The sequence below is a fragment of the Flavobacterium rhizophilum genome, assembly GCF_046000485.1.
Taxonomy (GTDB): Bacteria; Bacteroidota; Bacteroidia; order Flavobacteriales; family Flavobacteriaceae; genus Flavobacterium; species Flavobacterium rhizophilum.
The window spans coordinates 37,610-63,049 of record NZ_JBELQB010000008.1 but is presented as its reverse complement, the minus strand read 5'-3'; the positions used below and the strand labels follow the sequence as shown (position 1 = coordinate 63,049).

At 39.6% G+C, this 25,440-nt stretch carries 21 protein-coding genes and 1 tRNA gene; 9 read left to right on the top strand and 13 right to left on the bottom strand.

All coding sequences use genetic code 11. From position 1 onward, the window contains the following. Nucleotides 1-30 precede the first annotated feature (30 nt). Entirely contained in the window at nucleotides 31-1,827 is a 1,797-nt protein-coding gene (lepA, locus tag ABS768_RS11560; RefSeq protein WP_408075119.1) for a translation elongation factor 4, read from the bottom strand. Nucleotides 1,828-2,407: 580 nt separating this feature from the next. On the opposite strand from lepA, the gene dusB reads away from it, so the two are divergent. Both dusB and ABS768_RS11550 read left to right on the top strand, forming a co-directional pair. Beyond that, the gene (dusB, locus tag ABS768_RS11555; protein ID WP_035133323.1) at nucleotides 2,408-3,400 is read left to right on the top strand and encodes a tRNA dihydrouridine synthase DusB; all 993 of its coding nucleotides are present in this window, start codon (nucleotides 2,408-2,410) and stop codon (nucleotides 3,398-3,400) included. Nucleotides 3,401-3,402: 2 nt separating this feature from the next. Beyond that, nucleotides 3,403-4,482, top strand: a complete 1,080-nt coding sequence (locus ABS768_RS11550; RefSeq protein WP_408075118.1) for an FUSC family protein — start codon at nucleotides 3,403-3,405, stop codon at nucleotides 4,480-4,482. 144 nt (nucleotides 4,483-4,626) lie between these two features. On the opposite strand, the gene ABS768_RS11545 is transcribed toward ABS768_RS11550, so the two are convergent. The 6 genes from ABS768_RS11545 to ABS768_RS11520 form a co-directional block, all read right to left on the bottom strand. Further along, nucleotides 4,627-6,039: an MATE family efflux transporter gene (locus ABS768_RS11545; RefSeq protein ID WP_408075117.1), complete on the bottom strand. Its 1,413-nt coding sequence runs from the start codon at nucleotides 6,037-6,039 to the stop codon at nucleotides 4,627-4,629. 192 nt (nucleotides 6,040-6,231) lie between these two features. Beyond that, on the bottom strand, nucleotides 6,232-7,401 hold the full coding sequence (locus ABS768_RS11540) for an ABC transporter permease (RefSeq protein ID WP_408075116.1): 1,170 nt from the start codon (nucleotides 7,399-7,401) through the stop codon (nucleotides 6,232-6,234). 37 nt (nucleotides 7,402-7,438) lie between these two features. Next, nucleotides 7,439-7,831 (bottom strand): 30S ribosome-binding factor RbfA, encoded by a 393-nt coding sequence (rbfA, locus tag ABS768_RS11535; RefSeq protein WP_408075115.1) that lies wholly within the window; start codon nucleotides 7,829-7,831, stop codon nucleotides 7,439-7,441. A 53-nt stretch (nucleotides 7,832-7,884) separates the two neighbouring features. Next, nucleotides 7,885-8,289, bottom strand: a complete 405-nt coding sequence (mce, locus tag ABS768_RS11530) for a methylmalonyl-CoA epimerase (protein WP_408075114.1) — start codon at nucleotides 8,287-8,289, stop codon at nucleotides 7,885-7,887. 76 nt (nucleotides 8,290-8,365) lie between these two features. Beyond that, nucleotides 8,366-8,439, bottom strand: a tRNA-Ile gene (locus tag ABS768_RS11525). Nucleotides 8,440-8,563: 124 nt separating this feature from the next. Then, nucleotides 8,564-9,733 (bottom strand): MFS transporter, encoded by a 1,170-nt coding sequence (locus tag ABS768_RS11520; protein ID WP_408075113.1) that lies wholly within the window; start codon nucleotides 9,731-9,733, stop codon nucleotides 8,564-8,566. Between the two features lie 91 nt (nucleotides 9,734-9,824). Here ABS768_RS11520 and ABS768_RS11515 point away from each other — a divergent pair, with 91 nt between their 5' ends. Together ABS768_RS11515 and ABS768_RS11510 are read left to right on the top strand one after the other, a co-directional pair. Beyond that, nucleotides 9,825-10,661 carry an AraC family transcriptional regulator gene (locus ABS768_RS11515; protein WP_408075112.1) on the top strand — a complete coding sequence of 279 codons (837 nt, stop codon included), beginning with the start codon at nucleotides 9,825-9,827 and terminating at the stop codon, nucleotides 10,659-10,661. A gap of 114 nt (nucleotides 10,662-10,775) precedes the next feature. Then, on the top strand, nucleotides 10,776-10,985 hold the full coding sequence (locus ABS768_RS11510; protein ID WP_408075111.1) for a hypothetical protein: 210 nt from the start codon (nucleotides 10,776-10,778) through the stop codon (nucleotides 10,983-10,985). A gap of 45 nt (nucleotides 10,986-11,030) precedes the next feature. Here ABS768_RS11510 and ABS768_RS11505 read toward each other — a convergent pair whose 3' ends face one another. From ABS768_RS11505 to ABS768_RS11480, 6 genes are all read right to left on the bottom strand, one after another. Then, complete coding sequence (locus tag ABS768_RS11505) at nucleotides 11,031-11,591, bottom strand: 2'-5' RNA ligase family protein (RefSeq protein WP_408075110.1); 561 nt, start codon at nucleotides 11,589-11,591, stop codon at nucleotides 11,031-11,033. A gap of 174 nt (nucleotides 11,592-11,765) precedes the next feature. Continuing rightward, a complete protein-coding gene (locus tag ABS768_RS11500; RefSeq protein WP_408075109.1) occupies nucleotides 11,766-13,721 on the bottom strand; it encodes a PKD domain-containing protein in 1,956 nt (651 codons plus the stop codon). Between the two features lie 83 nt (nucleotides 13,722-13,804). Continuing rightward, entirely contained in the window at nucleotides 13,805-18,685 is a 4,881-nt protein-coding gene (locus tag ABS768_RS11495; protein ID WP_408075108.1) for a PKD domain-containing protein, read from the bottom strand. Nucleotides 18,686-19,003: 318 nt separating this feature from the next. Then, nucleotides 19,004-19,780 (bottom strand): TIGR03915 family putative DNA repair protein, encoded by a 777-nt coding sequence (locus ABS768_RS11490; RefSeq protein WP_408075107.1) that lies wholly within the window; start codon nucleotides 19,778-19,780, stop codon nucleotides 19,004-19,006. A 1-nt stretch (nucleotide 19,781) separates the two neighbouring features. Further along, nucleotides 19,782-21,044, bottom strand: a complete 1,263-nt coding sequence (locus tag ABS768_RS11485) for a putative DNA modification/repair radical SAM protein (protein WP_408075106.1) — start codon at nucleotides 21,042-21,044, stop codon at nucleotides 19,782-19,784. Between the two features lie 58 nt (nucleotides 21,045-21,102). After that, nucleotides 21,103-21,693 (bottom strand): riboflavin synthase, encoded by a 591-nt coding sequence (locus ABS768_RS11480; RefSeq protein WP_408075105.1) that lies wholly within the window; start codon nucleotides 21,691-21,693, stop codon nucleotides 21,103-21,105. A 55-nt stretch (nucleotides 21,694-21,748) separates the two neighbouring features. On the opposite strand from ABS768_RS11480, the gene pdxA reads away from it, so the two are divergent. The 5 genes from pdxA to accB all read left to right on the top strand — a co-directional run bounded on the left by pdxA (nucleotide 21,749) and on the right by accB (nucleotide 25,353). Further along, on the top strand, nucleotides 21,749-22,798 hold the full coding sequence (gene pdxA / locus ABS768_RS11475; protein WP_408075104.1) for a 4-hydroxythreonine-4-phosphate dehydrogenase PdxA: 1,050 nt from the start codon (nucleotides 21,749-21,751) through the stop codon (nucleotides 22,796-22,798). Nucleotides 22,799-22,937: 139 nt separating this feature from the next. Further along, nucleotides 22,938-23,471, top strand: coding sequence for a YceD family protein (locus ABS768_RS11470; protein ID WP_408075103.1), 534 nt, complete (start codon nucleotides 22,938-22,940; stop codon nucleotides 23,469-23,471). A 9-nt stretch (nucleotides 23,472-23,480) separates the two neighbouring features. Continuing rightward, the gene (rpmF, locus tag ABS768_RS11465) at nucleotides 23,481-23,675 is read left to right on the top strand and encodes a 50S ribosomal protein L32 (protein WP_035133354.1); all 195 of its coding nucleotides are present in this window, start codon (nucleotides 23,481-23,483) and stop codon (nucleotides 23,673-23,675) included. A 161-nt stretch (nucleotides 23,676-23,836) separates the two neighbouring features. Further along, nucleotides 23,837-24,835, top strand: coding sequence for a beta-ketoacyl-ACP synthase III (locus ABS768_RS11460; protein ID WP_408075102.1), 999 nt, complete (start codon nucleotides 23,837-23,839; stop codon nucleotides 24,833-24,835). A gap of 26 nt (nucleotides 24,836-24,861) precedes the next feature. After that, the gene (gene accB / locus ABS768_RS11455; protein ID WP_408075101.1) at nucleotides 24,862-25,353 is read left to right on the top strand and encodes an acetyl-CoA carboxylase biotin carboxyl carrier protein; all 492 of its coding nucleotides are present in this window, start codon (nucleotides 24,862-24,864) and stop codon (nucleotides 25,351-25,353) included. The last annotated feature ends 87 nt before the right edge of the window (nucleotides 25,354-25,440 follow it).

The following is a 25,440-nucleotide window of genomic DNA, read 5'->3' as shown; positions in this document are numbered from 1 at the left end:
ATCTTAATACTTTGTACTCAATACTTAGTACTAGTCATTCAGTTTAAGTACTGCCATGAAAGCTTCCTGCGGAATCTCCACGTTACCTACCTGGCGCATACGTTTTTTACCTTTTTTCTGTTTTTCAAGAAGTTTACGCTTACGGGAAATATCACCACCATAACATTTTGCCGTTACGTCCTTACGTAGGGCTTTTACGGTTTCTCTCGATATTACTTTAACCCCGATAGCTGCCTGAATAGGAATGTCAAACTGCTGACGCGGTATAAGTTCCTTAAGCTTTTCACACATTTTCTTACCAATGTTGTAAGCGTTATCCTCGTGGATAAGTGCCGAAAGCGCATCTACAGGTTGTGCGTTAAGCAGTACGTCAAGTCGAACCAGTTTAGAGGCACGCATACCTATAGGGTGGTAGTCAAACGAGGCATATCCTTTAGATACGGTTTTAAGCCTGTCATAAAAGTCAAATACAATCTCGGCAAGCGGCATATCAAAAGTAAGCTCCACACGCTCTGTTGTAAGATAGGTTTGGTTGGTAATCAAACCACGCTTTTCAATACAAAGGCTCATTACGTTTCCTACAAAGTCACTTTTTGTAATAATGGTAGCCTTAATGTAAGGCTCCTCTACACGGTCAAGTTTTGAAGGTTCCGGCAAGTCAGACGGGTTGTTTACTATAAGAGCATTTTCCGGCTCTTTTTTAGTATAGGCATGGTATGACACGTTAGGTACGGTAGTAATTACCGTCATGTCAAACTCACGCTCCAAACGCTCCTGGATAATCTCCATGTGCAGCATTCCAAGGAATCCGCATCGGAAACCAAAACCAAGTGCTGCCGAACTCTCAGGAGCAAAAACAAGGGAGGCATCATTTAACTGAAGCTTTTCCATTGAGTTTCTAAGCTCTTCGTAATCTTCGGTATCCACAGGATAGATACCCGCAAATACCATCGGTTTTACGTTTTCGAAACCGGCAATCATATTTTGTGTTGGCGTTTTGGCATCGGTAATGGTATCACCCACTTTTACCTCTCTTGCTTCCTTAATACCGGAAATAAGATAACCCACATCGCCTGTTTTAATTTCCTGTTTAGGAACCTGGTTCAGTTTAAGCGTGCCAATCTCATCGGCAAAATACTCTTTGCCGGTAGCCATAAACTTAACTTTTTGTCCTTTGGTAATCGAACCGTTAATTACCCTGAATATAACCTCAATACCCCGGAAAGGGTTATAAACCGAGTCGAATATAAGTGCCTGTAACGGCTCTTCCGGATCACCTTTCGGAGCCGGTATACGCTCAATAATAGCTTCCAGTATTTTATCTACACCAAGTCCGGTTTTACCACTGGCAGGGATAATATCTTCAAGTCTACAGCCTAAAAGGTCTACAATGTCATCGCTTACCTCTTCCGGGTTTGCACTCGGTAAGTCTATCTTGTTAAGTACCGGGATGATTTCAAGGTCGTTTTCCAGTGCAAGATATAGGTTAGAGATGGTTTGTGCCTGTATACTTTGTGCAGCATCTACAATAAGAAGTGCTCCTTCGCAGGCTGCGATAGAACGGGATACCTCATAAGAGAAGTCTACGTGGCCCGGAGTATCAATAAGGTTAAGGGTGTATTTCTCGCCATTATGCATATAGTCCATTTGTATGGCATGGCTCTTAATTGTAATACCCCTCTCACGTTCAAGGTCCATATTGTCCAGCAACTGTGCCTGCTGCTCGCGCGCAGTTACAGTTTGGGTGGCGTCTAACAGCCTGTCGGCCAGGGTGCTTTTACCGTGGTCAATGTGGGCAATAATACAAAAGTTCCTAATGTTCTTCATCTTCGTTCAGTATCAGTTTAACTTACCTCTGTTGCCCTGTATTTGTGTAATATCATACGGCCACTAGTAAAGGTAGTAAATTAATCGGCAAATATAGTCAAAGTTAGCAAGTTGCAAAGCGGGTTATACAAATAAAAAAGCAGCACATATATAGTGGTATATGTGCTGCGGAAAATAGGGGGATCACGAATGAAATGAATCCTGGTTTTAATCCGCTATTTAACGGATGGAGGCATATCCATCATCAGGATTCCTAAAAAATACATTCATTCCATATGAATGTATACGGTAAAAAAATGGGTATGGTTTTAAAAAACCGAAAAAAATAAAAAGCCGGCGCATGTGTGGTAGGCATGGCCGGCAAAAAAAATATGTATGGTACATACTGATTGCAAAAGGTACAGTGGGGACTGTGTTTATCTAAACGAGTTGGTAATTTTTTGGGTAGTGCAAATATAAAGAGCTGTGATGCTGATATAAAAGAGCCGGTTATTCAATTTTTCTATACTGTTATAGGGTTTGCTTATACGGTTTTATTTCATATCGCCAAAATGTTGTAATTTTGCAGAAAATGAAGAAGATGGTTAAGATTGGTAATATAGAACTGCCTGAATTTCCGCTGTTGCTGGCACCAATGGAAGATGTGAGTGATCCTCCTTTCCGCAGATTGTGCAAGCAGCATGGAGCCGACCTTATGTATAGTGAATTTATCTCTTCGGAGGGGCTTATACGCGATGCGATAAAAAGCCGCCAGAAACTGGATATATTTGATTATGAAAGGCCGATAGGTATTCAGATATTCGGGGGTGATGAAGAGGCAATGGCTATGAGTGCTAAAATTGTAGAAACGGTAAATCCCGATATAGTAGATATTAACTTTGGGTGTCCTGTTAAAAAAGTGGTATGTAAAGGTGCCGGGGCAGGTGTACTTAAGGATATCGACCTGATGGTTCGTCTTACCAAAGCTGTGGTAAACAGTACCCATCTTCCGGTTACGGTTAAAACCCGATTGGGTTGGGACGATGATTCCATAAATATTTATGAGGTAGCCGAAAGGTTGCAGGATGTAGGTATTAAAGCCTTAACCATACACGGACGTACCCGTGCACAAATGTACAAAGGGGAGGCCGACTGGGCTCCTATCGCGAAAGTGAAAAACAATCCGCGAATTCATATCCCTATTTTTGGAAACGGAGACATTGACAGTCCGGAAAAGGCACTTAAATACAGAAACGAATACGGACTGGACGGTATTATGATAGGCCGTGCCGCTATTGGGTATCCGTGGATATTTAACCAAATAAAACATTACTTCAAAACGGGAGAACACCTGCCTGAACCAACTGTTGAAGACCGAGTGGAAGCAGCCCGCAACCACTTAAAATGGTCTATAGACTGGAAAGGGGAGCGCGTAGGGGTGTTTGAAACCCGCAGGCATTATACTAATTATTTTAAGGGGATACACGGCTTTAAAGAATACAGGCAGCGAATGGTGTCTAACGACAAGCCTGAAGATGTGTATGCCGTGTTTGATGAGGTGCTTGATAAGTTTGCCGATTATAAAATGGTATAATCGTGGCGGCCTCACTTCAAAGCAAACGAACAGCGGTAAAAGCCCGAAAGAATTTTAAGGAGGTTGTAGCGTTAAACGATAATCCGTGGCGATGGGGAGTTGGCCTTGAGGCTGCCATTGCTATGGGTATACCTTTGCTGGCCTTTTATTTTTCGGGGCATTTAACATTAGGCTTTATTTCTTCCCTTGGTGGACTTACCGCACTGCACTGCCCGCAACTGAAAAGAAAAGAAAGGGCAGTAGTGCTTCCTGTAGTTATTTTGGCTATTACTTTTTCCTCCCTGTTGGGCGCTTATATGGCGACCGATGTATGGCTAAAAATGTTATGTATTGTATTGGTAACCATAATTGGCTGCGTATTTATGATAGGCTTGCGGCTTGGTCCCCCGGGACCATTGATGATGGTTTTGGTGGCGGCAGTAACGGGTAAAATAGCTTCGTCTTCTGCACCTGAGGTACAGCATTTAAGCAGTATCATGTATCCGTTGCTTGTTGGGCTTGGCGCATTTGCAGGATATGTGGTAATTGTGTTTCCGCTTTTCTTTAAAAAATTCAGGAAGCCCGAATACAACGGCAGGAAATTCAATGAAATATTTTCGGGATTAAAGTTTGATGAGGTTTCCAGAGCCATAACCCTGCGTATAGTGACCGGAGTTACATTAGCAGTTTTAATGGCCTGGGTATTTAAGGAAGAACGTATTTACTGGATGGTACTTCCGGTAATAGCGGTTTTGCAGGCAGGGCCTTCGGTTAGGCTTACGGTCATCAAATCAGTACACAGGATGATAGGCTCACTACTGGGTGTATTGCTTTACGGAATAATACTGTTAATCAATCCGCAGGGGTTGGGACTGGTATTGACTGTATTAATATTACAGTTTGGTATTGAGGTAGTGGTGATGCGTAATTACGGACTCGCACTTATGTTCATTACACCACTCGCACTCACAATAGCATCTATAGGTCATAATGTGGATATGGTGGCTACCATACAGGCAAGGGTGCTTGATACGCTTATAGGGATAGTTATCGCGCTGTTGGTTTTCTTTGTTTTTGAAAAGACGAAATTCAGAACCCAATAAATAACAAAAGGTTGTCTCAAAAGTGTCATTCTGAATGTAACGTAGAGGAATGAAGAATCTCATGTAATTAAAATTTTGAGATTTTTCCTTTCGTCAAAATGACAGCTTGTAATTGATAATTACTTTTGAGACAACCTTTTTATTTTATACCTGTACTTTTTTCCATTTTCCTTTCCTGAACAATATCATACTGGCTATGGTCATGGCGGTTTCGGCTATCGGTATGGCAATAAATACACCCGTAGGCCCCATGTTGAAATGTTTGGCTAACAGATAGGCTAACGGAATCTGTAATATCCAGAAGCCGAAAAAGTTCACCCATGTTGGGGTTTTTGTATCACCCGATCCGTTAAAGGCATTGATAAGTACCATGCCTATTCCGTAAAATACATATCCTGAACTCAGTATCATTATCGCTTTTACGGCAATGTCATGTACATGGTTGTTATTGGTAAAAAACCACATAAAACTATCGGCTGCCAAAAGTGTAATAATCATAATGACTCCCATATAAAAGGCATTGAAGCGGGCTGTTATCAGCACCGATTTTTCTGCCCTTTCTACCTGTTGTGCGCCAAGGTTTTGTCCTACCAGTGTTGCTGCAGCACCACTAAGTCCCCATGCCGGAAGCATAAAGAACATCATTATACGTAATGCACTCTGATAACCCGCTGACCCTTCGTCACCTCCGGTTGTGGCTACCAGTTGAGCTAAAAATATCCAGCTGCAGGATGCAATTACAAACTGCAATACTCCCGGAGCTGCAATTTTTACAAGGTTTTTTATCTGTTCCATATCCGGAACAAAATAAGATAAGGCTACTTTTAATGCGCCTTTACCGTTAAACAGGTTGTATAACTGATAAAGCACCCCTACGCTACGGCCTATGGTTGTGGCTATGGCAGCTCCGGTTAATCCGAAGTCCAGTACGTTAATGAATATAGGGCATAATATAATATTACAGATATTGGCTACCCAAAGGCTCTTCATGGCTATAGCAGCATTACCTGCACCACGGAAAATACCATTGAAAAGGAAAAGCAGCATAATTACAAAACTACCTCCCATCATAATCTGTACGAAGGCAGTACCGTAAATAGCCGATTCCATTGACGATCCCATCCATACCAATATATCGGTAGCGAAAACAAATCCGAATACGGCTATCAAAAGGTTAACCGCAACGGCTACCACTATGGCCTGCATTCCGGCCCTTGAGGCTGCTTCAGGATTTTTTTCTCCTATACGTCTTGCCACTACCGCTGTGGCTGCCATACTCATACCTATGGCTATGGAGTAGATTATGGTTAGTACCGATTCGGTTAAACCTACTGTCTGCACCGCGAAACTACTGTTTTCAAGGTGGCCCACAAAGTAAAGGTCTACCAGTGCAAAAACCGACTCCATCATCATTTCGAGCATCATAGGGATGGCCAGTAACAGTACGCCCCTGCGGATACTGCCCGTAGTGAAATCGATATTTTCTCCCTTAAGGGATTGTTGTAATAAGGCATAAAAGCGTGAATACGCGTTGCCTAATTTTGACTGCTGTGTCATTATGTCGTAAAATAAAAATATTATAAAGAATAGTATAAACAAAGAGAGGCATTAAGGGTTTAATGCTTCATTTGCTTTTTAAAAGCTAGCGGTGGTATGTAGTCTTAGCAGGCTAAGACGGCAATTAACTTCATATTCCTTTAGTCTTGAGGAGCAAATATAAATGAAAAATGTAATGGGAGAATAAAAAAATTATGAATTTTCCAATAATTTTGAATTTACCCTTCCGGCAGCAATTCTTGAAGCCAGTATTCCCAAGGTAAAAAGTGTAAGTAATACCACTATGATATTGGTGATATTATACTCCACAGGGAATGGTAGTGTAGGGGTGATGGTAATGAGCTGAAACTGTTGCTGCAATACTATAATTATGGTTCCGAGTATGAGTCCGGTAAAGGTACCCAGTGCCGTGATAAAAATTCCCTGATACAGGAATATTTTGCGTAGTCCTTTCACATCTACCCCAAGGCAAAACATTGTTTTTATATTTTCCCTTTTGTCCAGTATCAGCATAATAAGTGCTCCTGCCAAACAGAATAATGTAAGTACCACAACCAGCGAACAGATGAGGTAAGTAACAAGATTTTCGGTATTTAGCATTCGGTACAGGGAATCGTTAAGCTGTGCCCTGTTTTTTATTACGACCTTGTTGTCAAAAAGGGAAAGCAGTTCCTGTTTTACGGTTTCTTCCTGTGCTCCCGGAGCCAATTTAATTTCCAGTGCCGATATTTGGTTTGGCTTGTATTGCAGTAATTCCTGAGCAAGGCCAAGGTCGCAGTATACATACTTGCTGTCTACATCATCATTGATGGAGTAAATGGCAACGGGTACGAGGGCCGACTTATTAAATGCTTTTTCAGGATTGTCTATAGGGCCTTTTCCGGTTGTTGGGACATATACTTCTAGCCTGTGCCCGAAGTCGGACAGTCCTATCGATAGTTTCTCAACTGTGCCTATACCTACCACACATTGCGAGGTTTGCGGTGTTAGCCAGTAACCTGTCAGCAGTTGCTTTTCCATAGGGCTTACCTGGGTGAAAATACTGTCAGTTCCTTTAAGGTAGGCTACGTGTTCCTTTTGGTCAAAGTAAAAAAGAACGCGTTCTTCCACCACATGGCTGTAATTGGCAATGCCTTTAAGTGATTTTATTTTTTGTTCCTGTTCCGGGCTAACCGTAAATGATTTCCCTATTTCGGTAGTGATTTTAAGGTCGGGATCGGTAGCATTGGTGAAGGAAAGACTGAAATTTTTGAGTCCGCTAAAAACAGAAAGAATAACAAAAAGAGCCGTCGCGCTTATTACAATACCCGCAGCAGCAATTACGGAAATTATATTTACCGCAGTGCTTTTGCTTAAAGTCATGGTGTACCTTCGGGCAATGTAAAAAGGGAAGCTCAAATTATGATTTCTTGCGTTTGTCTAAAAGTTCAGGATTTTTAATAGGGTTGTTTTCGCCTTTAAGCTCTTTGTCAATAAGGTCTATCCTGTCTAGTGAATCGTCTATATAAAAAATAAGGTTCGGTACTTTTCTAAGCTGTGATTTAACACGCTGAGAAAGGTCGTGCTTAATAAGCGGCGTGTTAGAACGCACTGCCTCAAGTATTTCCTCTCCTTTGTCTGAAGGGAAAACACTCATATAAACCTTTGCTATAGAAAGGTCGCTGGTTACATTTACTTTAGATATAGATATGATAAGGTTGCTTATTCCGTTTTTACGTACCTCGCCCTGTAAGATATCTACAAGGTCTTTTTGCAACAGATTGCCTATTTTTTTTTGCCTGTTCGTTTCCATAATGCAAAAGTACTGAAAGTTTTGCAAGTAAAGCCGTTATTTTTTAAGGCAGCTTATTCTCTTATCTCCTGGCAAAGCTCCACTAATACACCGTTTGTGCCTTTTGGGTGTAAAAAAACAACCAGTTTATTGTCGGCGCCTTTTTTAGGGGTTTCGTTAAGTACGGTAAAACCTTCTTCCTTAAGGCGTGCAATTTCGCTAACAATATCTTCTACATCAAAAGCGATATGGTGAATGCCTTCGCCTTTCTTTTCTAAAAATTTCGCAATAGGACTATCGGGGTTTGTGGCTTCAAGAAGTTCTATTTTGTTAGGACCGTTCATAAAGAAAGAGGTTTTAACGCCTTCGCTGGCTACTTCTTCCATTTTGTATGCCGGTGTTCCTAACAGTTTTTCAAAAAGCTGGTTTGAAGTTTCTAAGTCCTTTACTGCAATGCCAATATGTTCTATTTTTCTCATTGTGTGTTTTTTTGTTTGTGCGGGTAAAGATAGTTTATAAAACAAAAAAACCGCAACTCTTTTGAAGTTGCGGTTGTGGTCCCACCTGGGCTCGAACCAGGGACCACCTGATTATGAGTCAGGTGCTCTAACCAACTGAGCTATAGGACCAGTTTTGAGGTTGCAATATTACTACTATTTTTAATTCAAACCAAATAATTTTACAGGATTATTTTATAAAACCAGTCATAAATTTTTTACCTCCTGATAATGTGAATTTTATTGTACGGTAATATTAGCAGGCTGCCTGTGCCTGTACTTCGTTTTTCGTTCGGCTCATTAAAATTAAGATAATAATTATCCCTGTCGTTGCCATGGCTGCACCCACAAGGTTTGGCGAAGCATAACTAAAACCTGCGGTAAGCGGTAAACCTCCTAAAAACGCACCAAGGGCATTGCCTACATTAAACCCGGCCTGTAAAGTGGCAGAAGCAATCATTTCGGCATCCTTGGCGGTTTTTATCATAAGTATCTGTATAGGGGCAATTAGGGAAAATGATATACATCCGGTAAGGAAAACCAGTGTTAATGACAGGTACTGGTTAGCCGAACCATAATAAACCGTTATCAACACACCTGTCATTGCCAATAGCAAAGCTAGTGCTGTTGGAGCAGGAGAGAAGCGGTCGGCAAGGCGTCCACCTAAAAAGTTTCCGGCAACCATGCCCAGTCCGGCTAATATCATGATATACGGAATATTCTCGGCGGCAAATCCTGAAATATTAGTAAGTAACGGTGCAATGTAACTAATCCAGCTGAACAGTCCCCCAAAACCAATAGCGGTAAGCAGGATTATTAACCACGAATTCAGCTTGCTAAAGAATTTTAACTGGTGTTTTATCCTATTATCCTTATTGGCTTCCATGTAAGGCATCCATACTAGTAGGGCTAAGAAGGTAATTAGCCCTATAGCGGCGATAATCACAAAGGTATAGCGCCAGCTAAAGTGTTGCCCTATGTATGTCCCTAACGGAACACCCACAACATTGGCAATGGTTAACCCCGAAAACATAATTGCGATAGACTGTGCTTCCTTACCCTTATCGGCAAGTTTACTGGCTACTACAGCTCCAACGCCAAAAAACGCTCCGTGTGGTAATCCCGACAGTAAACGTGAGGCTAACAGTATATCGTAATTAGGGGCAAAAATGGAAAGTGCATTAAAAACGGCAAGCATCAGGGCCAGTATAAGCAGCATTTTTTTGGGAGGGAGGTTTCTTCCGGCAATTACTATAATTGGGGCGCCTATTACTACTCCCAGTGCGTAGGCTGAAATTAAATATCCGGCTTTTGGTATGGATACCTTCAGGTCGGCAGCGATATCGGGCAATAGCCCCATTATCACAAACTCGGTAATACCAATGGTTAGTCCGCCAAGCAATAAGGCAAAAAGACTCTTTTTCATAGCTAATCTGTCTAAAAGTGAAGGGGCAAATTTCGGACGATATATCTCAATTAAATTGTAAATTTGTGATACATAATTGTAATAATGTGATATGAGAAGGCTTAATCAGTTTGAGACGTTGGTAATACATGAATTTGAGGAAGATAAGTTCCATTTACCGGCGCATACCCATACTTATTATGAACTTATTTATATAGTAAGCGGACACGGAATACATGAACTTAATGATAATATGATTCCGTATAAAGCAGGTGATTTGTTTGCACTGGCCCCCGAGGATCGTCATTATTTTGATATCAAATCCAAAACCCGATTTGTGTATATTAAGTTTACCGACAGTTATTTCAGCTCCAAAAAGAATTTGGTGACCGATGATTTGGTGCTTAATACGCCACAATCTATCATGCGGGAAAAGATGCTCAAGGAGACACTTTTAAAACTCGACGAGCCCTGTGCCACTATCCTGAAGAATACGGTTAATAATATCACAGCCTATAACTGCCGTAAGGATGTTTCGACTTCGCCTATCGTTTTTTACCAGATACTGTCTATTTTCGGACTAATAAGGGAAACGGTGAAGGGAATGGAGTTGCCTATACGCGGGTGTACCTTTAATGATAATCAGGTAATATCTTATATTCATGAGAATATATACAGTCCTAAAAGCATACAGAGTAAAGCTATAGCACAGCATTTTAATATTGCTCAAACTTACTTTAGCGCCTATTTTAAAAGGAACTTCGGGATTACCTACAGGGATTACATCAACAATCTTAAAGTGCAGCTTATTGAGAAAAGGATAGCGGGAAAAAATATGCCTATTAAACAGATTGCCTATGAGTTTGGTTTTACCGATGAAAGCCATCTTACCAATTATTTTAAGAAACATAAAAAAGTTAAACCAAGCGAATATGTTAAAAATCAATAGCGTATTTTAACATTTAGAGCCGTTTTTTTAATAATCTTATGGGAAAAACCTGATGTTGAGAGTTTTATATTTGAATACTAAACACATTACTAATTAAAACTAAACATTATGAACATGAGATTGCTAAAAAACACGCTTTTTGCCGGTTTATTTGTAGCAGCATTAAGCTTAACCTCTTGCGGAGAGAAGAAAGAAAACAAAGATGCTGAAATGGAAAACACTGAAACTATGGACACTCCGGACGAAAGTATGGATATGGATGTAGACGTAGATGTTAACCAGGATTCAACAGATGTAAAAGTTGAAATGGACTCGATGCATTAAAATTGTATTTAAAATAATATAGAGGCAGCCGGTTGGCTGCCTTTTTTATTCCTGTAAAAGGTGCTCGGCAATTATATTCCATTGTTTGGTGTCGTGCTGTAGCAGGTAAAAGCCCTGTACTTCAAACTGTGCCCGGTAAGTTTTGTTTTTATACACAGCCCATGCTTTTTCAAATTCGGGATAGACAAGATCACGGTACCCAATGGTCATATGCGGATGGTAATGGTTATCATGAAATTGTATTTGGGTGTTAGGGAATGCTGTGCCAAACTGTTTTATAATGCTTTGCTGAACAGAGAGTAATTGAACGGAATATTCCGGTTGTACATAAATAACCGGAGCTTTACTATTGTCAAAACACCCAAACCCATTTAATTGTAATTCGAATTTATTAATGTTGAAGCTTAGGTTGTGAAACCACTGCATTAATAAGCTGTGTTCTTTCTCTTCAAGATGAAAAGGAGTTTTTAAGGTGATATGCGGTATAACGCGTAGGGCTTTATGGCTGTTATAATTTTGGGCAATGTGTTTTTTAAAGTCAGTTACCTGTTCGCAAACTTCCTGTGGGGGTATTAGGGCGATAAAATAACGGTTTTGTAATGGCATGGCATTTTTAAACAAATATACCTATTTACCTAAAAACAAAATACAGCCCTAGGAGGGGCTGTATTTAAAAAGTAGTTTCTTGGCACAGATGCCGGAGGCAAGGTGTGCCGCTACAAAATTAAGTATTTTTAGGCTTTTTGTTGTTTTCTTAAATGTTAATATATTAAATAATATCTATTTTTTGAATATTTTAACGGTCTTTTTATTGCCGCTTTCGGTTTGTAATTCAAGTAAATAATTACCTGCCTGATATGCCGATAAATTTATGATGTTGTCTCCGTTAATAAGCTCTCCGGCTTTTAAGGTTGCACCTGTTATGGAATAGATAGTGTATTTTAATGTGGTGTTGCTTGAAATGGTAAGTATGTCTTTTACCGGATTTGGATAGATTACCGTTTTGGCTAGAGTAAAGCTGTCAGTATCTAAAACGGCTTCAATTTCATTGCAGAAGGTTTCGCTTCCGCAATCGTTAGTTACGGTTACACATACATTATAGATGTTTCCTTGTGTATAAACATGGCTTGGGTTTTCGTCTGCCGATGTGTTTTCGTCACCAAAATTCCATTCAATACTGTTGTAAGGTTGAGATCCTGTATAGGTGAAAGAATAGCTGAGCTGATTTTCATTGTCCTGCTCAAAGCTAAATTCCGGAGCCGGTAGTGTACAGTTACAGTTAGCAAATCCATATTTACCCACAAAAAAATCATATCCGTCAGCAGTGTTGGTTATTTCATCTTCTGCTATGGTAAGGTTGCCGTCAATCCTTCCGCCTATGTAATAACTATTGTGGTTATCGTTAGCTAGTGCATGGCTGTATTCATTATCTCCAAAATTGCTGTCTAACGTAATCATTTCTGTAAGGTTACCGTCTGTGGTATTAAAGTTAGCAAGTAAAATATCATAACCTTCATTGTCTTCCTGTGTAAAGGTTGTGTCTCCCCATGTTATACCACTATGGCTTGCAGTTAAGGCTACTGTAGTGTTATTTATTGTTATGGCGCTTCCCTTTGCAGAGGCATTTGTTTCTGCATTTGTGCTCCATAGTGCCTGTCCGTTAGCATTCAGTTTTATGATAAAAGGAAAAACATGTGGTTGGTTTGAGGTGAATGACTCTCCTGCAAAACTATCGTTATTTAATGTTCCTCCGGTAATGTAAAGGTTATTGCTGTTGTCTAGGCATAAATCTTCTATAGTGCCGCTTATACCGGGACTATTGGTTTGTTTCCATAGGTAATCCCCTTGACTGTTAAATGCGGCTATATACATTTTTGAGGATATTGTTTCCCCGTTAATAATAATTGACCCTTGTATATTGGTAGTGCCTCCTATGTATAGGTTTCCTGTTGAATGATTTCTTATAAGTTTATAATTTCCGGTAACCCCGGTAAATTGTATATCGGGCTGAATGGCTTCAATAAAGCTTCCGCTTGTATCGTACTTAAGTATAAAAAAGTTATCACCTTCAGTAGTGTTTTCAAATGCTCCGTTGGCATAGGTGCCTTCGGGTAAGATGCATAGCCAATAGGTATTTCCTTCGGGATCAGTTTGTATTCCTGCTGCTAAGCTGTGGGTTTGGGCTTCTGTTAAAGTTACATTTTCTGCCTGTGGCATTTCCATCCATTGAAACTCTCCTTCCGAATTGTATTTTGCCAGAAAAAGGGTTTGTTTTTCCTCTCCGTCATTAGGTGAATAAGGCAGTGTGACATCGGTGTCAATATGTACAGGGAAGTTTTGTGAAGTACGGTATACCGATCCTGCAATATATATGTTTCCCTGTGAATCGGTTTGTATACTTTTAATATAATCGGCTTCACCTCCGCCTATTACTTTTACCCATCTAAATGTGCCGTTGCAGTTATAGCTGGCTACTATGTAATCTCTATTGTTTCCTGCATCATAAGAGGTAATATCCATATCATCCAAATGAAGCCCTGTTTTTCCTACAGATGCTAAAAAATAGGTGTTACCTTCAGTATCGGTAACTATTGATTCCGTTTTTTCATTGCCCTGTATCTGATTAATGCTGCCACCTCCTGCTCCCCATTGCCAGGATTGGGAAAAAGTAGCGGTACTTGCTAATAGTGCTATGATTATTAGATGATTTTTTAGTGAGAAGTAGTTTTTTTTCATCTTATTTTTTTATGGTAAACGGTTTGTTTTTAAAGAACAAAAGCCGGCAGTGTTTGCTGCCGGCTGTTTGTAAGGTTATGATATTATTGTATGATAAGATTTTTTTGCATCAGAATATTTCCGTTTTCTTTCATTACAACAATGTATTGTCCTGCCGGGAATCGGGATGTGTTAAGTTCCCATGTTCCGTTTTGTATTGCAGGAGTATAAGAATCAAGCATTACACCCAGTAGGTTATAAACCTGAATTGTTTTTTCCGAATCTTTTTCAAGATAAGTGAAATTCATGCTTACATTTTCCTTAGCAGGGTTAGGAGCAATAACGAGCTCGTATTCACTCATGCTGTCATCCATAGCGGCAGGTCTTCCCTGTGCGCAGTCTGGGAACCTTATGTCAAGTTTGTTTAGACAAGGTTTTCCGTCAATTGTGGTTTCAGCATATCCAAGTGCCGGGCCTCCTGAGAAACCGTTAAGCGGAATCATTTGTACATTTTGTGATGAGCTTCCCGGAGGTATTGTTATAGATGATGGTACAAACATACCTTCTCCGTTTGGAAGTGAAAGTGTTACCTGTATTGGAATAGAGTAAGGGTTATAAAGATCAAAGTATACTATGTATGAACAATACCCGTTCTCATGAGTAGTTTTAATAGCTTTTACTCTGATTACAAACTCACATTCTCTACATTCTTTAATTTTGATGTCAACAGGGTCACTTTCCCTATGGCAGTATCCGTTATCTAATATAAGAGAATAGCTGCCATCACCAAATGATGCAAGAGGAAGAGGATTTACGCTGCTGTAGTATCCATTGTCTACGGTTCCTCCGTTAAATATCCACTCCCAGTAAGGGAAAGTCATATTAATACCTCCCAGAGATCCTGCTGTTAATATATCTTTACATAATTCGTAACAGCCTGATGGTACATTCCAAAAATACACAGTAGGGTCTTTAGGTATTACTATCTGGCTTGTGCTTGAGCAGCCGTATTCATTTGTAAAGCGTACCTGGTATGTCCCTCCTTCAAGAACTTCGTTTATGCTGCCATTTACGCCATTACTCCATGTAAATGTCCCTGTTCCTGAGGCTGATGCCTGAAGTTTAACTTTGTATACAGGGTTACATTGGTAGCCTAGAACAGATATACTTGGAGCTCCTGGTATTGGTTTAACAGTTACAGTATGTGTATCTGTTTCTGTACAAAAACCGCCTACACCATTAGGTGTTTTAACAATAACTTCATAGGTGTATGTAGTTAATGCTGTAGCGGTATCTGTCATACTTGTCATGTTGTTAAACGCCGTTAGTATTGAGCCGTTTTTCTTCCAGGTATATTCAGTATCTGCAGGGCCTTCAGGAGTAGAAAGTGAAATGCTGCTGTTTAAGCAAACTTCATCTGGTCCTGATATGTGTGCTGCTGTTGGTTTAACAAATGTTACAACTGTTTGGTTGTCAACACCAATGTCTGTAGAGCAACTGTATGTGCCTGATACTTTTACCCAGTAAGCACCTGATTGTGTTACATTAAAGGTGTTTGTTGCGGTTGTACCGATTACTGTATTACCTTCCATCCATTCGTATGAAGTAGGTGCAGCCGAACCGGCGGCAGGAGTATAGGTTAATGTGCTTGAACCTCCTTCACATGCTACCGGAGGAACAGCAGTAACTGTACCCTGAAGTTTATTTTCTATTACCTCTATTGTGTGAGACTTGGTATCTGTACATCCGTATTGGTTGGTTACAGTTAGGGAAATATTATAAGTCCCTGCGTTTTCATACACTTTTGAAGGAGATACCTGACGGTTTGTTGATCCGTCTCCGAAATTCCATAAGTAAGTAAGTCCTGTTTGTGGAGTTAATAACATCATATTAAATGAAGCATCTTCACAAATCTCATTTGGAGCACTAATTGTTGCATTAGGCATAGCAGGTAAATCAATAGTTACAGTTGCTGCCGAGCAAGGAGGGACTCCACTTTTACTTATTGTCAGGTCTAATGTATGTATACCCGGACTAACAGTTGTTGTGAAGGTATTAGAGGGCCCTGAATATACTGTGCCACTATCTACATTGAATACATAGTTGTCCATTTGATAACCAGGGTAGAAATTAGAATGGTCCAGCAGTGTTATGTCATAACCGCCTGCGCCATTACAGGTAACATTATATTTCAAATCGGCCATATATGGTACATCTACTTCATAGTATTTTGTAATAGCACAGCTGCCATATATTGCCCTGTAGTAAATTCTATATCTGCCTGATTCATCAAACTGGAACTGAGCTGAAGTTGGTGTTAATGATATCGGCGTTGCTGCTGGTTGGGTAAACCAGGTATAACCTGTTGGGCTTCCTGTTGCTGTTGAAGTAGCTGTTACAAGTCCGCAGTCATTTGTTGCACTAACTGTAACCGTTTCATTTATGTTACACGGTGTAACATCACAATTGTCATTGTAAATTACAGTATTTGTAGTAGTAGTACAGCCATTACTGTTTGCCACTACCGCATAATAGCTTCCGTAACCATAGCCTAATGATGCAAGGTTGATAGAAGTAGGGCCTGTAGCAATTAGTGATCCGTTATGATACCATTTAATAGATGATGTAGATCCAAATCCTGACTGGATATTTACGGTAAGTACATCGTTTATAGCTGATTCAGGACATACAGCATATATTCCTGCCGGAGTTATACTTGCAACCGGTGCCGGTTGTACTGTAATGCTTTGGGATAAATTAAGCGGATTACTACATCCGTTAGGATTGTCTACATGTACACTAATATCATAATTAGTATTTGAACCATTTATGTTAGCATATGTATGTGGTACTGTTGAAGTTGCAGAAACGACAACAGGGGTTGTTCCGTCTCCAAAGTCCCATGTCGCTGTACCAGATGTTAAGCCTGTTAAGCTTACACTGAATGAGTTTCCACCACAAATTGTAGCCGGACTTATTATTGATGCTGCAGGTGTACTTATTACATCTACATCAAAATAAAAGTCATATGGCAGGCCACATTTTATTACAGTAAGTTTTACCTGTTGCGGATTTGATATCACAGGAGGCTCGTTCCATAAGATATCTACCATGTTTGTTCCGTTACCGGCAGTAACACTACCGGCAGTATTTGGCACTACTGACCAAAAATACGATTCACCGTCTGTATAAGCTGTCTCGTAACTTGCGTAGCTACTTGAACATACTTCATCTGCTCCTGTAATATTTGCATCAACTGGAGGTAATATTACTGTTTTTGTAATAATTTCAGATGGGCAGTTCGGTTCTGCAGTATTTTCTCTCCAGGCACTTACAACATAAGGTCCTGTTGGGTCAAAGGTTACAGTGACTTCATCGCCGTGATCGCTACCTGCAATTGATCCGTTAAGTATATCCCATACTATAACCGTTCCTGGTATAGTATTGTTAACGCTATAGGTAACCGGCAAGCCAGGGCAGCTTTCATCAGGGCCAATAATTGCCGTAGGAGTTGTTTCTTTTGGTCTTACAACAATACCCATTTGGGCATTTTTACAAAATGCACCACCTGAAACTGTAAGTATATAGTTTCCTGCTGTGGTAAAGTTGTAATTAAATGAATTTCCTGATCCGGTTGATACTACTGTACCGTTTGGTTTTTTAAGGACCCAGCTTCCACTGTATCCGCCAGTAAGGTTATAACCGCCTATTGTGTTTATACATAGTGATGACGGACCGTTGATTTGGGCTTTTGGTTTAATTGTAATAACTAATTCGGCAGTACCACCACAATTTAATAATGTGTTATTGTAAGTACAGCTAAGGGTAATTGTGCCTGAAGTTCCTGCAGTTTGTACAACAATTTCATTTTGTTGCTGTCTAGGAACAAGTGTAGCACCTGTACCGTTATTGTCTAGTGACCAGTTAAATGTTGTAGACGGCCATTGTGGTAACTTGTAAACTGTTTGTTCGTTTTCACAAATTACAGTGTCTTCTACAATAGTACCGTTGTTTTGAATTACAGGTACTGGAATTGTTGTAGGTCCGGCACAAGGAATATCACATCCTGTTGCATCAATTGTAACATAACCAAAACCTGTTGGTCCTACATTGTCCCATACTACATCAATAGTTGGTCCGTATGGAGGTGTAGAGACAATAGTACCTCCGTCAACACTCCAGTTGAAGTTTCCGCCACAAATATCGCCAACAAAGTCTTCAACGGTATATGATGCTATTTCTCCATCACATACTACGCTTGGACACTCAATATTAATGCCTGGGAAGTCATGAACCTTAACCTCCATTTTGTATTTACTGGTACAATTACAAACATTTGTTACTGTAAGTATTACAGTGTAAGTAGTTGCAGCACTGTATGAGTGAGTGGGCTGGAATTCTGAGGAATAAGTCCCATCTCCAAAGTCCCAGTAATAAGAAAACAGATCACTCCCCCCGTTTGTTGTAGATAGGTTGGTGAAAAAGATTTCTTCGTCAAGGCAAGCCTGAACAGGAATGCCTACATAGGCAGGAAGAACTCCATAGAATGCTTCGGGAGCAGGAATGATTTCAATACATATTTCTACATATTCTACTGTTCCGTCCAGCTTGGTAACTTCTGCTGTAACGGTACCGTTTCCTGCACCCTGCCACTGCACCAGGCAGCTGTCAAGAGAAGAGGTTATTATGCCTCCTCCGGCAACACTCCATTGTGTGTTTGCCCAGTTACTGCTGTTTCCGGTAAGGGAATAAGTAACTTGGGTGTTTTCGCAAACCCTTATACAGGGTCCGTCTTCAATGTCTTCTCCGGGTTCTTTCTGTTCGCTGTCTTTTCTGGGACCATCGAACTGATAGCAACCCGTTTCGCTATCCGAAATGATTGATATTGCTTCCTGTGCAATCGTTCGGGCCGGAAGTAATAAAAATCCAAAAAGGATTAGCATCATTAAAGGCAATCGCTTTGATTGCCACGTAAAGTTTGTCATAACTGGTGATTTTGGTTAAACATCTTGTTTTTAGCTATTTAAAGTTAATCACTAAAAATGACGTTAAAATGTTAACGAAAAGCTAAAAATTTATGATTTAGTTATGAACTTGTTGCGAATCCTTTAACAGTAGGCTTGGTGTTAAAAATAACATTTATCGCTTAAAATGTTGTTTATGTAACAATTAATTTAAAATGTGAATAATGTTGATGTGAAATCAATAAATATAAGGATATGTTATATTTGTTTTTTGAATGTTGTTTTTTTACCTTGTTAACGACTTGTTAACCATTTATCTAACATTTGGTTAAAATTAACTTAATTTTTGTCGTCTTTTTCGTTCAAGTATTTCCAGTAACGTTTAGGAAGGTATTGAATGTGAAGCTTTATGTTCTTTCTTGCGAGTATATTAGTGCTATTAAAATAGTCTTTCCATAGTAGGGAAGTGAGTTCTTCACTATCACTAACAAGGTTGTTTGAAAGCCTTTTTTTGGAGGTATCTATATTTTGTATAAATTCAAAAGATATGGTTTGTACTGTATTGAGGTCATAATAAAGCCCGTATTTTCTTTTAATATCATAAATAATCCACTTCTGGTCGGCAAAGCGGTTTTTGTAAAAACTAGCTATTAATGGGAGTACGTTAAAGTCGGGTTCGGCAGGTGCATAAAATATACCGTCTGCTGTTTCCTGAAATCGTATAAAGGCCGTAAAGCGATGCCTTTCACGGCCTACCATGCGGTTCATTTTAGATATAGCCATTACATGCGGATTGCCAAAGTTTTTTTCTGCACCCTGAGGGTTGTCAAAAATATAGCAGGCAAAATCAAAAAGATCCTGAAAAGTTTGAGGTACTTCGCTAAGGTAGGCTCTGTAAAATTTCATGAGCCAGTCGCCGCTCATCTTTTTTTTGAGTCCTGTCCAAACCCTTTCGGCCTTTGTTTTGTCATCAATAATAGTATGTGTTTCGCCAAGCATAGTGGGTTGGTAATGTTTATCCCAAACTAACTGTACTTTGCCGGGCTTGTATTCGTAATATTCAAAGATGGCTGTTAGCAGCCCTTCCATAGATCCGTCAAATACATAGGTAACCATACTAAAATAAGCTTAATTGATTTTGGGGAACTTTAAGGTACTTGCTGTTGCTTTCAGATAATATAAGGTGTTTTATATGTTGAGGTTCGGGGTCGTTGAGCTGATAAGGACTATCGGCACAGCGCATAAAGAATTTAGCCCTGTTATAAGCAATACCTATTTTTTTTAACTGGTCGCTGCGCAGCTTTCCAAATTTACGTGCCTGAATTATTTTAAGTGCCGATTGTGTGCCGATGCCCGGTATACGCAATATCATACGATAATCGGCAGTGTTGATATCAACAGGGAACTGTTCGGGGTTTCGTAAAGCCCAACTCAGTTTTGGATCTATATCGGTATCTAAATGCGGGTTTTTTGGGTTAAGCAGTTCCTGTACCTCAAAACCATAAAAACGCATAAGCCAGTCGGTTTGATAAAGTCTGTTTTCGCGAAGCAGTGGTGGTTGACTGCCTATTTGTGGCATACGGTCATCATAGCTTATGGGTATATAGCCTGAATAGTATACACGTTTTAATTTGTAGTTCTTGTAATATTCATTGGCGCTGTACATAATTTCCATGTCGGTTTCAGGAGTAGCGCCAATTACCATTTGGGTACTTTGCCCTGCAGGAACAAATTTTGGGATACTCTTAATGAGTCCGGTTTTCTTCTCGTCCTTAAACTTAGTGATGGTGTTTTGTATAAAGCCTAATGGTTTTTTTACTTCCTCGTGTGATTTGTCGGGAGCAAGTAGTTTGAGGCCTCTTTCGGTAGGCATCTCCAGGTTTATGCTCATCCTGTCGGCATATAGGCCGGCTTCAGAAAGCAGTTCGGGACTGGCTCCCGGTATGGTTTTAAGGTGTATGTAGCCGTTAAAGCGTTCTTCCAGTCTTAACTTTTTTACAATGCGCAACAGGCGCTCCATAGTAAAATTGGCATCCTTAAAAATGCCTGAACTTAAAAAGAGTCCTTCAATGTAGTTTCGTCTGTAAAAGTTAATGGTAAGGCTAACTACTTCGTCTACGGTAAAGGCAGCACGTTTTATATCGTTGCTTTTGCGGGATACACAAAAGGCGCAATCGTATATGCAGTGGTTGGTGAGTAATATTTTGAGTAACGATACACAGCGACCGTCTTCGGTGTAGGAGTGGCAAATGCCTGATGCGCTACTGTCGCCCAGTCCTTTGTTGTCATTTTTTCGGGAGCTGCCACTTGATGAGCAGGATACATCATATTTAGCAGCATCGGCTAAAATGGAAAGTTTTTCACGTATACGATCACTCATGTTAGATTATTTTCTACAAAGCTAAGAAAATAATCTAACAGAGGTGATTGAACAAAAGTTAATTTCTTAGCTCGTGAATGCGGCTAACGTATTTCCCTATAACGTCAAACTCCAAATTGATAACCGAGCCTGGCTGTATGTATTTAAAGTTGGTATGTTCGTGAGTGTAAGGTATAATGGCAACGCTAAACTCGTTTAGTTTTGAGTTAACTACTGTAAGGCTTACTCCGTTTACGGTGATAGATCCTTTCTCGATAGTGATGTTACTTAGGCTTTTGTCATATTCAAAAGTGTAGTACCAGCTTCCGTTTGCTTCTTCAACGCTTTTGCAAACCCCGGTTTGGTCTACGTGCCCCTGTACTATGTGTCCGTCAAGCCTGTCGCCCAGTTTCATTCCTCTTTCCAGGTTTACCATATCGCCCTCTTTCCAGTCTCTTAAATTCGTTTTTTCAAGTGTTTCCTTAATTGCGGTTACGGTATAGCTTTCTTCGTTTAGGGCAACAACAGTAAGGCATACGCCGTTGTGAGATATGCTTTGGTCTATTTTAAGTTCGGGGGTTAATCCCGATTGTATGGTAACGTGAATATTATCGTTGTCTTTTTTTATTTCTTTTATAGTTCCAAGTGTTTCAACAATTCCTGTAAACATCCTCATTTTAATTTTATAAATTTGCAATTCAAAAGTAGCAAATTAAAGCACCATTATGACCAAAAAAGCAGAAAATGTAATTGTAGGTATATCTATAGGAGACCTTAACGGAATAGGTAGTGAAGTAGTACTTAAAACCTTTGAGGATACCCGAATGCTGGAAATGTGCACTCCGGTGGTTTTTGCTAATGCAAAAATCATATCCTTTATAAGGAAGATGCTTAATGTTGATATCCATATACATGGTATAGACAGCCTTGACCATTTGGTGTATGGTAAGTTTAATGTGCTTAACGTTTGGCGTGAAGGTGTGAATATTGAATTTGGTGTAAACGATGAGAATGTGGGTAAATACGCGATTAAGTCGTTCACTGCTGCTACTGCTGCTTTAAAAAATAAGGAGATTGATGTTCTGGTAACAGCTCCTATTAATAAGTATAATATACAGTCGGAAGAGTTTAAGTTTCCCGGTCATACAGATTATCTTGACGAACAGTTGGAAGGTGATGCGCTTATGTTAATGGTGCACGATAATCTTAAAGTAGGTTTGCTTACAGATCATATTCCTGTTAACGAAGTAGCTTCACATTTGACTGAAGAACTGATAAGAAAAAAAATAACTACAGTTAACCAGACGCTTAAACAGGATTTTAGAGTAAACAGGCCAAAAATTGCTGTACTTTGCGTTAATCCGCATTGTGGTGATAACGGAGTTATAGGCAGTGAAGATGATACAGTGCTTAAACCGGTATTAAGGCAATTGTTTGATGAGGGTGTGCTGACTTTCGGGCCATTTTCGGCCGACGGGTTTTTCGGGAGTAGTGCCTATGAAAAATATGATGCGGTTATTGCTGCTTACCACGATCAGGGACTGGTGCCGTTTAAGACACTTTCGTTTGGTAACGGGGTGAATTATACCGCAGGACTTGAGGGGATAAGAACATCTCCCGATCATGGTACTGCCTATGATATTGCAGGAAAAGGCGAAGCCGATTTTAATTCTTTCAAAGAAGCCGTATATTTGGCTTTAGATATATTTAATAACCGAAATGATTATAGGGAAATAACCCGAAATCCTTTAAAAACTAAGGAAAAACAGTTATAAACAAAAAAATGTTGATAACAGGTTTGGATTTGCAATAATTTTATATCTTTGCACGCTCAAAACTGTTGTGATGAAGTGAGTTGTGACTGTTTTAATAATCAGTCCGGCAATATCATGTGAACTTTAAAAAACACACCACATGAAAGTTAATAAAGAATTTTTAATCCAGTTTGCTGGGTTAAAACAGGGGAAGCACCAGTTTGAGTTTGAAATAAACAAAGCGTTCTTTGATCATTTTAATTTTGATGAATATAATGATGTCAATATTAAAGTGAACCTTGTTTTGGATAAAAAGCTCACTATGCTTGAGTTAACATTTAAGCATAAGGGTACAGTAAATGTGCCTTGTGACCTTTCTAATGAAGATTTTGATTTGCCGGTTAAAGGCAAGCTTGATCTTATTGTGAAATTTGGTGATGAGTTTAATGATGAAAACGAGGAAATGCTGGTTTTGCCACACGGGGAGTATCAGGTGGACGTAGCGCAGTACATTTATGAAATGATTGTGCTTTCGGTTCCTTCAAAAAGGGTACATCCGGGTATTAAAGACGGCACTATGAATGCAGAGATATTAAACAAACTTGAGGAGCTGGCTCCTAAAGTGGAACATAAGAAAGAAGAAGACACCGATCCCCGTTGGGACGAATTAAAAAAACTATTAACGGATAAATAATATAGTAAAATGGCACATCCTAAGAGAAAGATCTCGAAAACGAGAAGAGACAAGAGAAGGACGCACTATAAGGCGTCTGTTCCTCAAATCGCTACATGTCCAGTAACCGGAGAAGCGCATTTATACCACAGAGCTTACTGGCATGAAGGTAAAATGTACTACAGAGGACAGGTAGTTATAGACAAACAGGAAGCGGTTGCTTAATTGTTAAGATATAAGAGAAAAACTCTCACTATGTGAGAGTTTTTTTGTTAAACGCAATCTATTTGAAAATAAGAAGGAATATTACAAGGGGTTTTGTATTTTTTTTGTAATTTCCACCGCTTTTTCAAATTCCCGGATTTGAATAGAAATAACTTATCCTTATGAACAAAATAACAGCCGCCATTACTGCTGTAGGGGCTTATGTGCCAGATTATGTCCTTTCAAACCAGGTTTTAGAAACAATGGTTGATACAAATGACGAATGGATTACTAGCCGTACAGGAATAAAAGAAAGGCGTATACTTAAAGATAAAGATAAAGGGACTTCCTTTTTAGCTATAAAAGCAGCACAGGATTTGCTGCAAAAATCAGGAACTAAACCGGAAGATATTGATATGGTACTTCTGGCTACCGCAACTCCTGATATGCCTGTGGCAGCCACCGCAGTTTATGTGGCTTCACAAATAGGCGCTGTTAATGCCTTTGCATACGATTTGCAGGCTGCATGCTCCAGTTTTTTATACGGTATGTCTACCGCATCTGCTTATATTCAAAGCGGACGATATAAAAAAGTACTTCTTGTAGGAGCAGATAAAATGTCTTCAATTATAGATTATACTGACAGGGCTACCTGTATCATTTTTGGTGATGGCGCAGGTGCTGTGCTGTTCGAACCAAATGAAGAGGGTTATGGGCTTCAGGATGAATATTTAAGAAGTGACGGTATTGGCCGTGAGTATCTTAAAATAGATGCCGGCGGATCTATACTCCCTGCTTCAGAAGAAACTGTAGCAAACAAACAACATTATGTTTTTCAGGACGGTAAAACCGTATTTAAATATGCGGTATCTAACATGGCCGACGTAAGTGAAAAGATAATGAACCGCAACAACCTTTCACATGATGATGTTGATTGGTTAATTGCACATCAGGCTAACAAGAGAATTATTGATGCTACTGCGTCTAGAATGAATCTTGATGAATCTAAAGTATTAGTTAATATCGAGAAATACGGTAATACTACATCAGCAACATTACCATTACTGCTTAGCGATTTTGAACATCAGTTCAAAAAAGGTGATAACCTTGTGTTTGCTTCCTTTGGAGGTGGATTTACATGGGGTTCGATATATCTTAAATGGGCATACGATAAAAAATAGAACAGACTAAACAAAATTCGGAAATTATGGATATTAGAGAAATTCAAAACCTAATTAAGTTTGTAGCAAAATCCGGTGCTACCGAAGTAAAATTAGAAATGGATGATTTTAAAATCACCATCAAAACAACAGAAGCTGGTACAGAGGCTGCAACTACTTACGTTCAGCACGTTCCTGTAAGCCAACCGGCACCACAGGCAGTTCCGCAACAGGCTCCTGTAGCTGCTGCTCCGGCTGCTGCTGCACCTGCCGCTGCTACTACAGAAGACGATTCTAAATACGTAACTGTAAAATCACCTATTATAGGTACTTTATATAGAAAACCATCTCCGGACAAAGCTCCGTTTGTAGAGGTGGGAAGCACAATCTCTAAAGGAGATGTGGTTTGTGTGATTGAAGCAATGAAGCTTTTCAACGAAATCGAATCTGAAGTGTCTGGTAAAATCGTTAAGGTATTAGTAGACGATGCTTCACCGGTAGAGTTTGATCAGCCGTTATTCTTAGTTGATCCGTCATAAGGAATTTTAAATACTTATTGCTAAATGAGGAGTAACATCCTCATTTGCTTTATTTAAAATATACAGTTCAAATTAAAAATCTCAAGC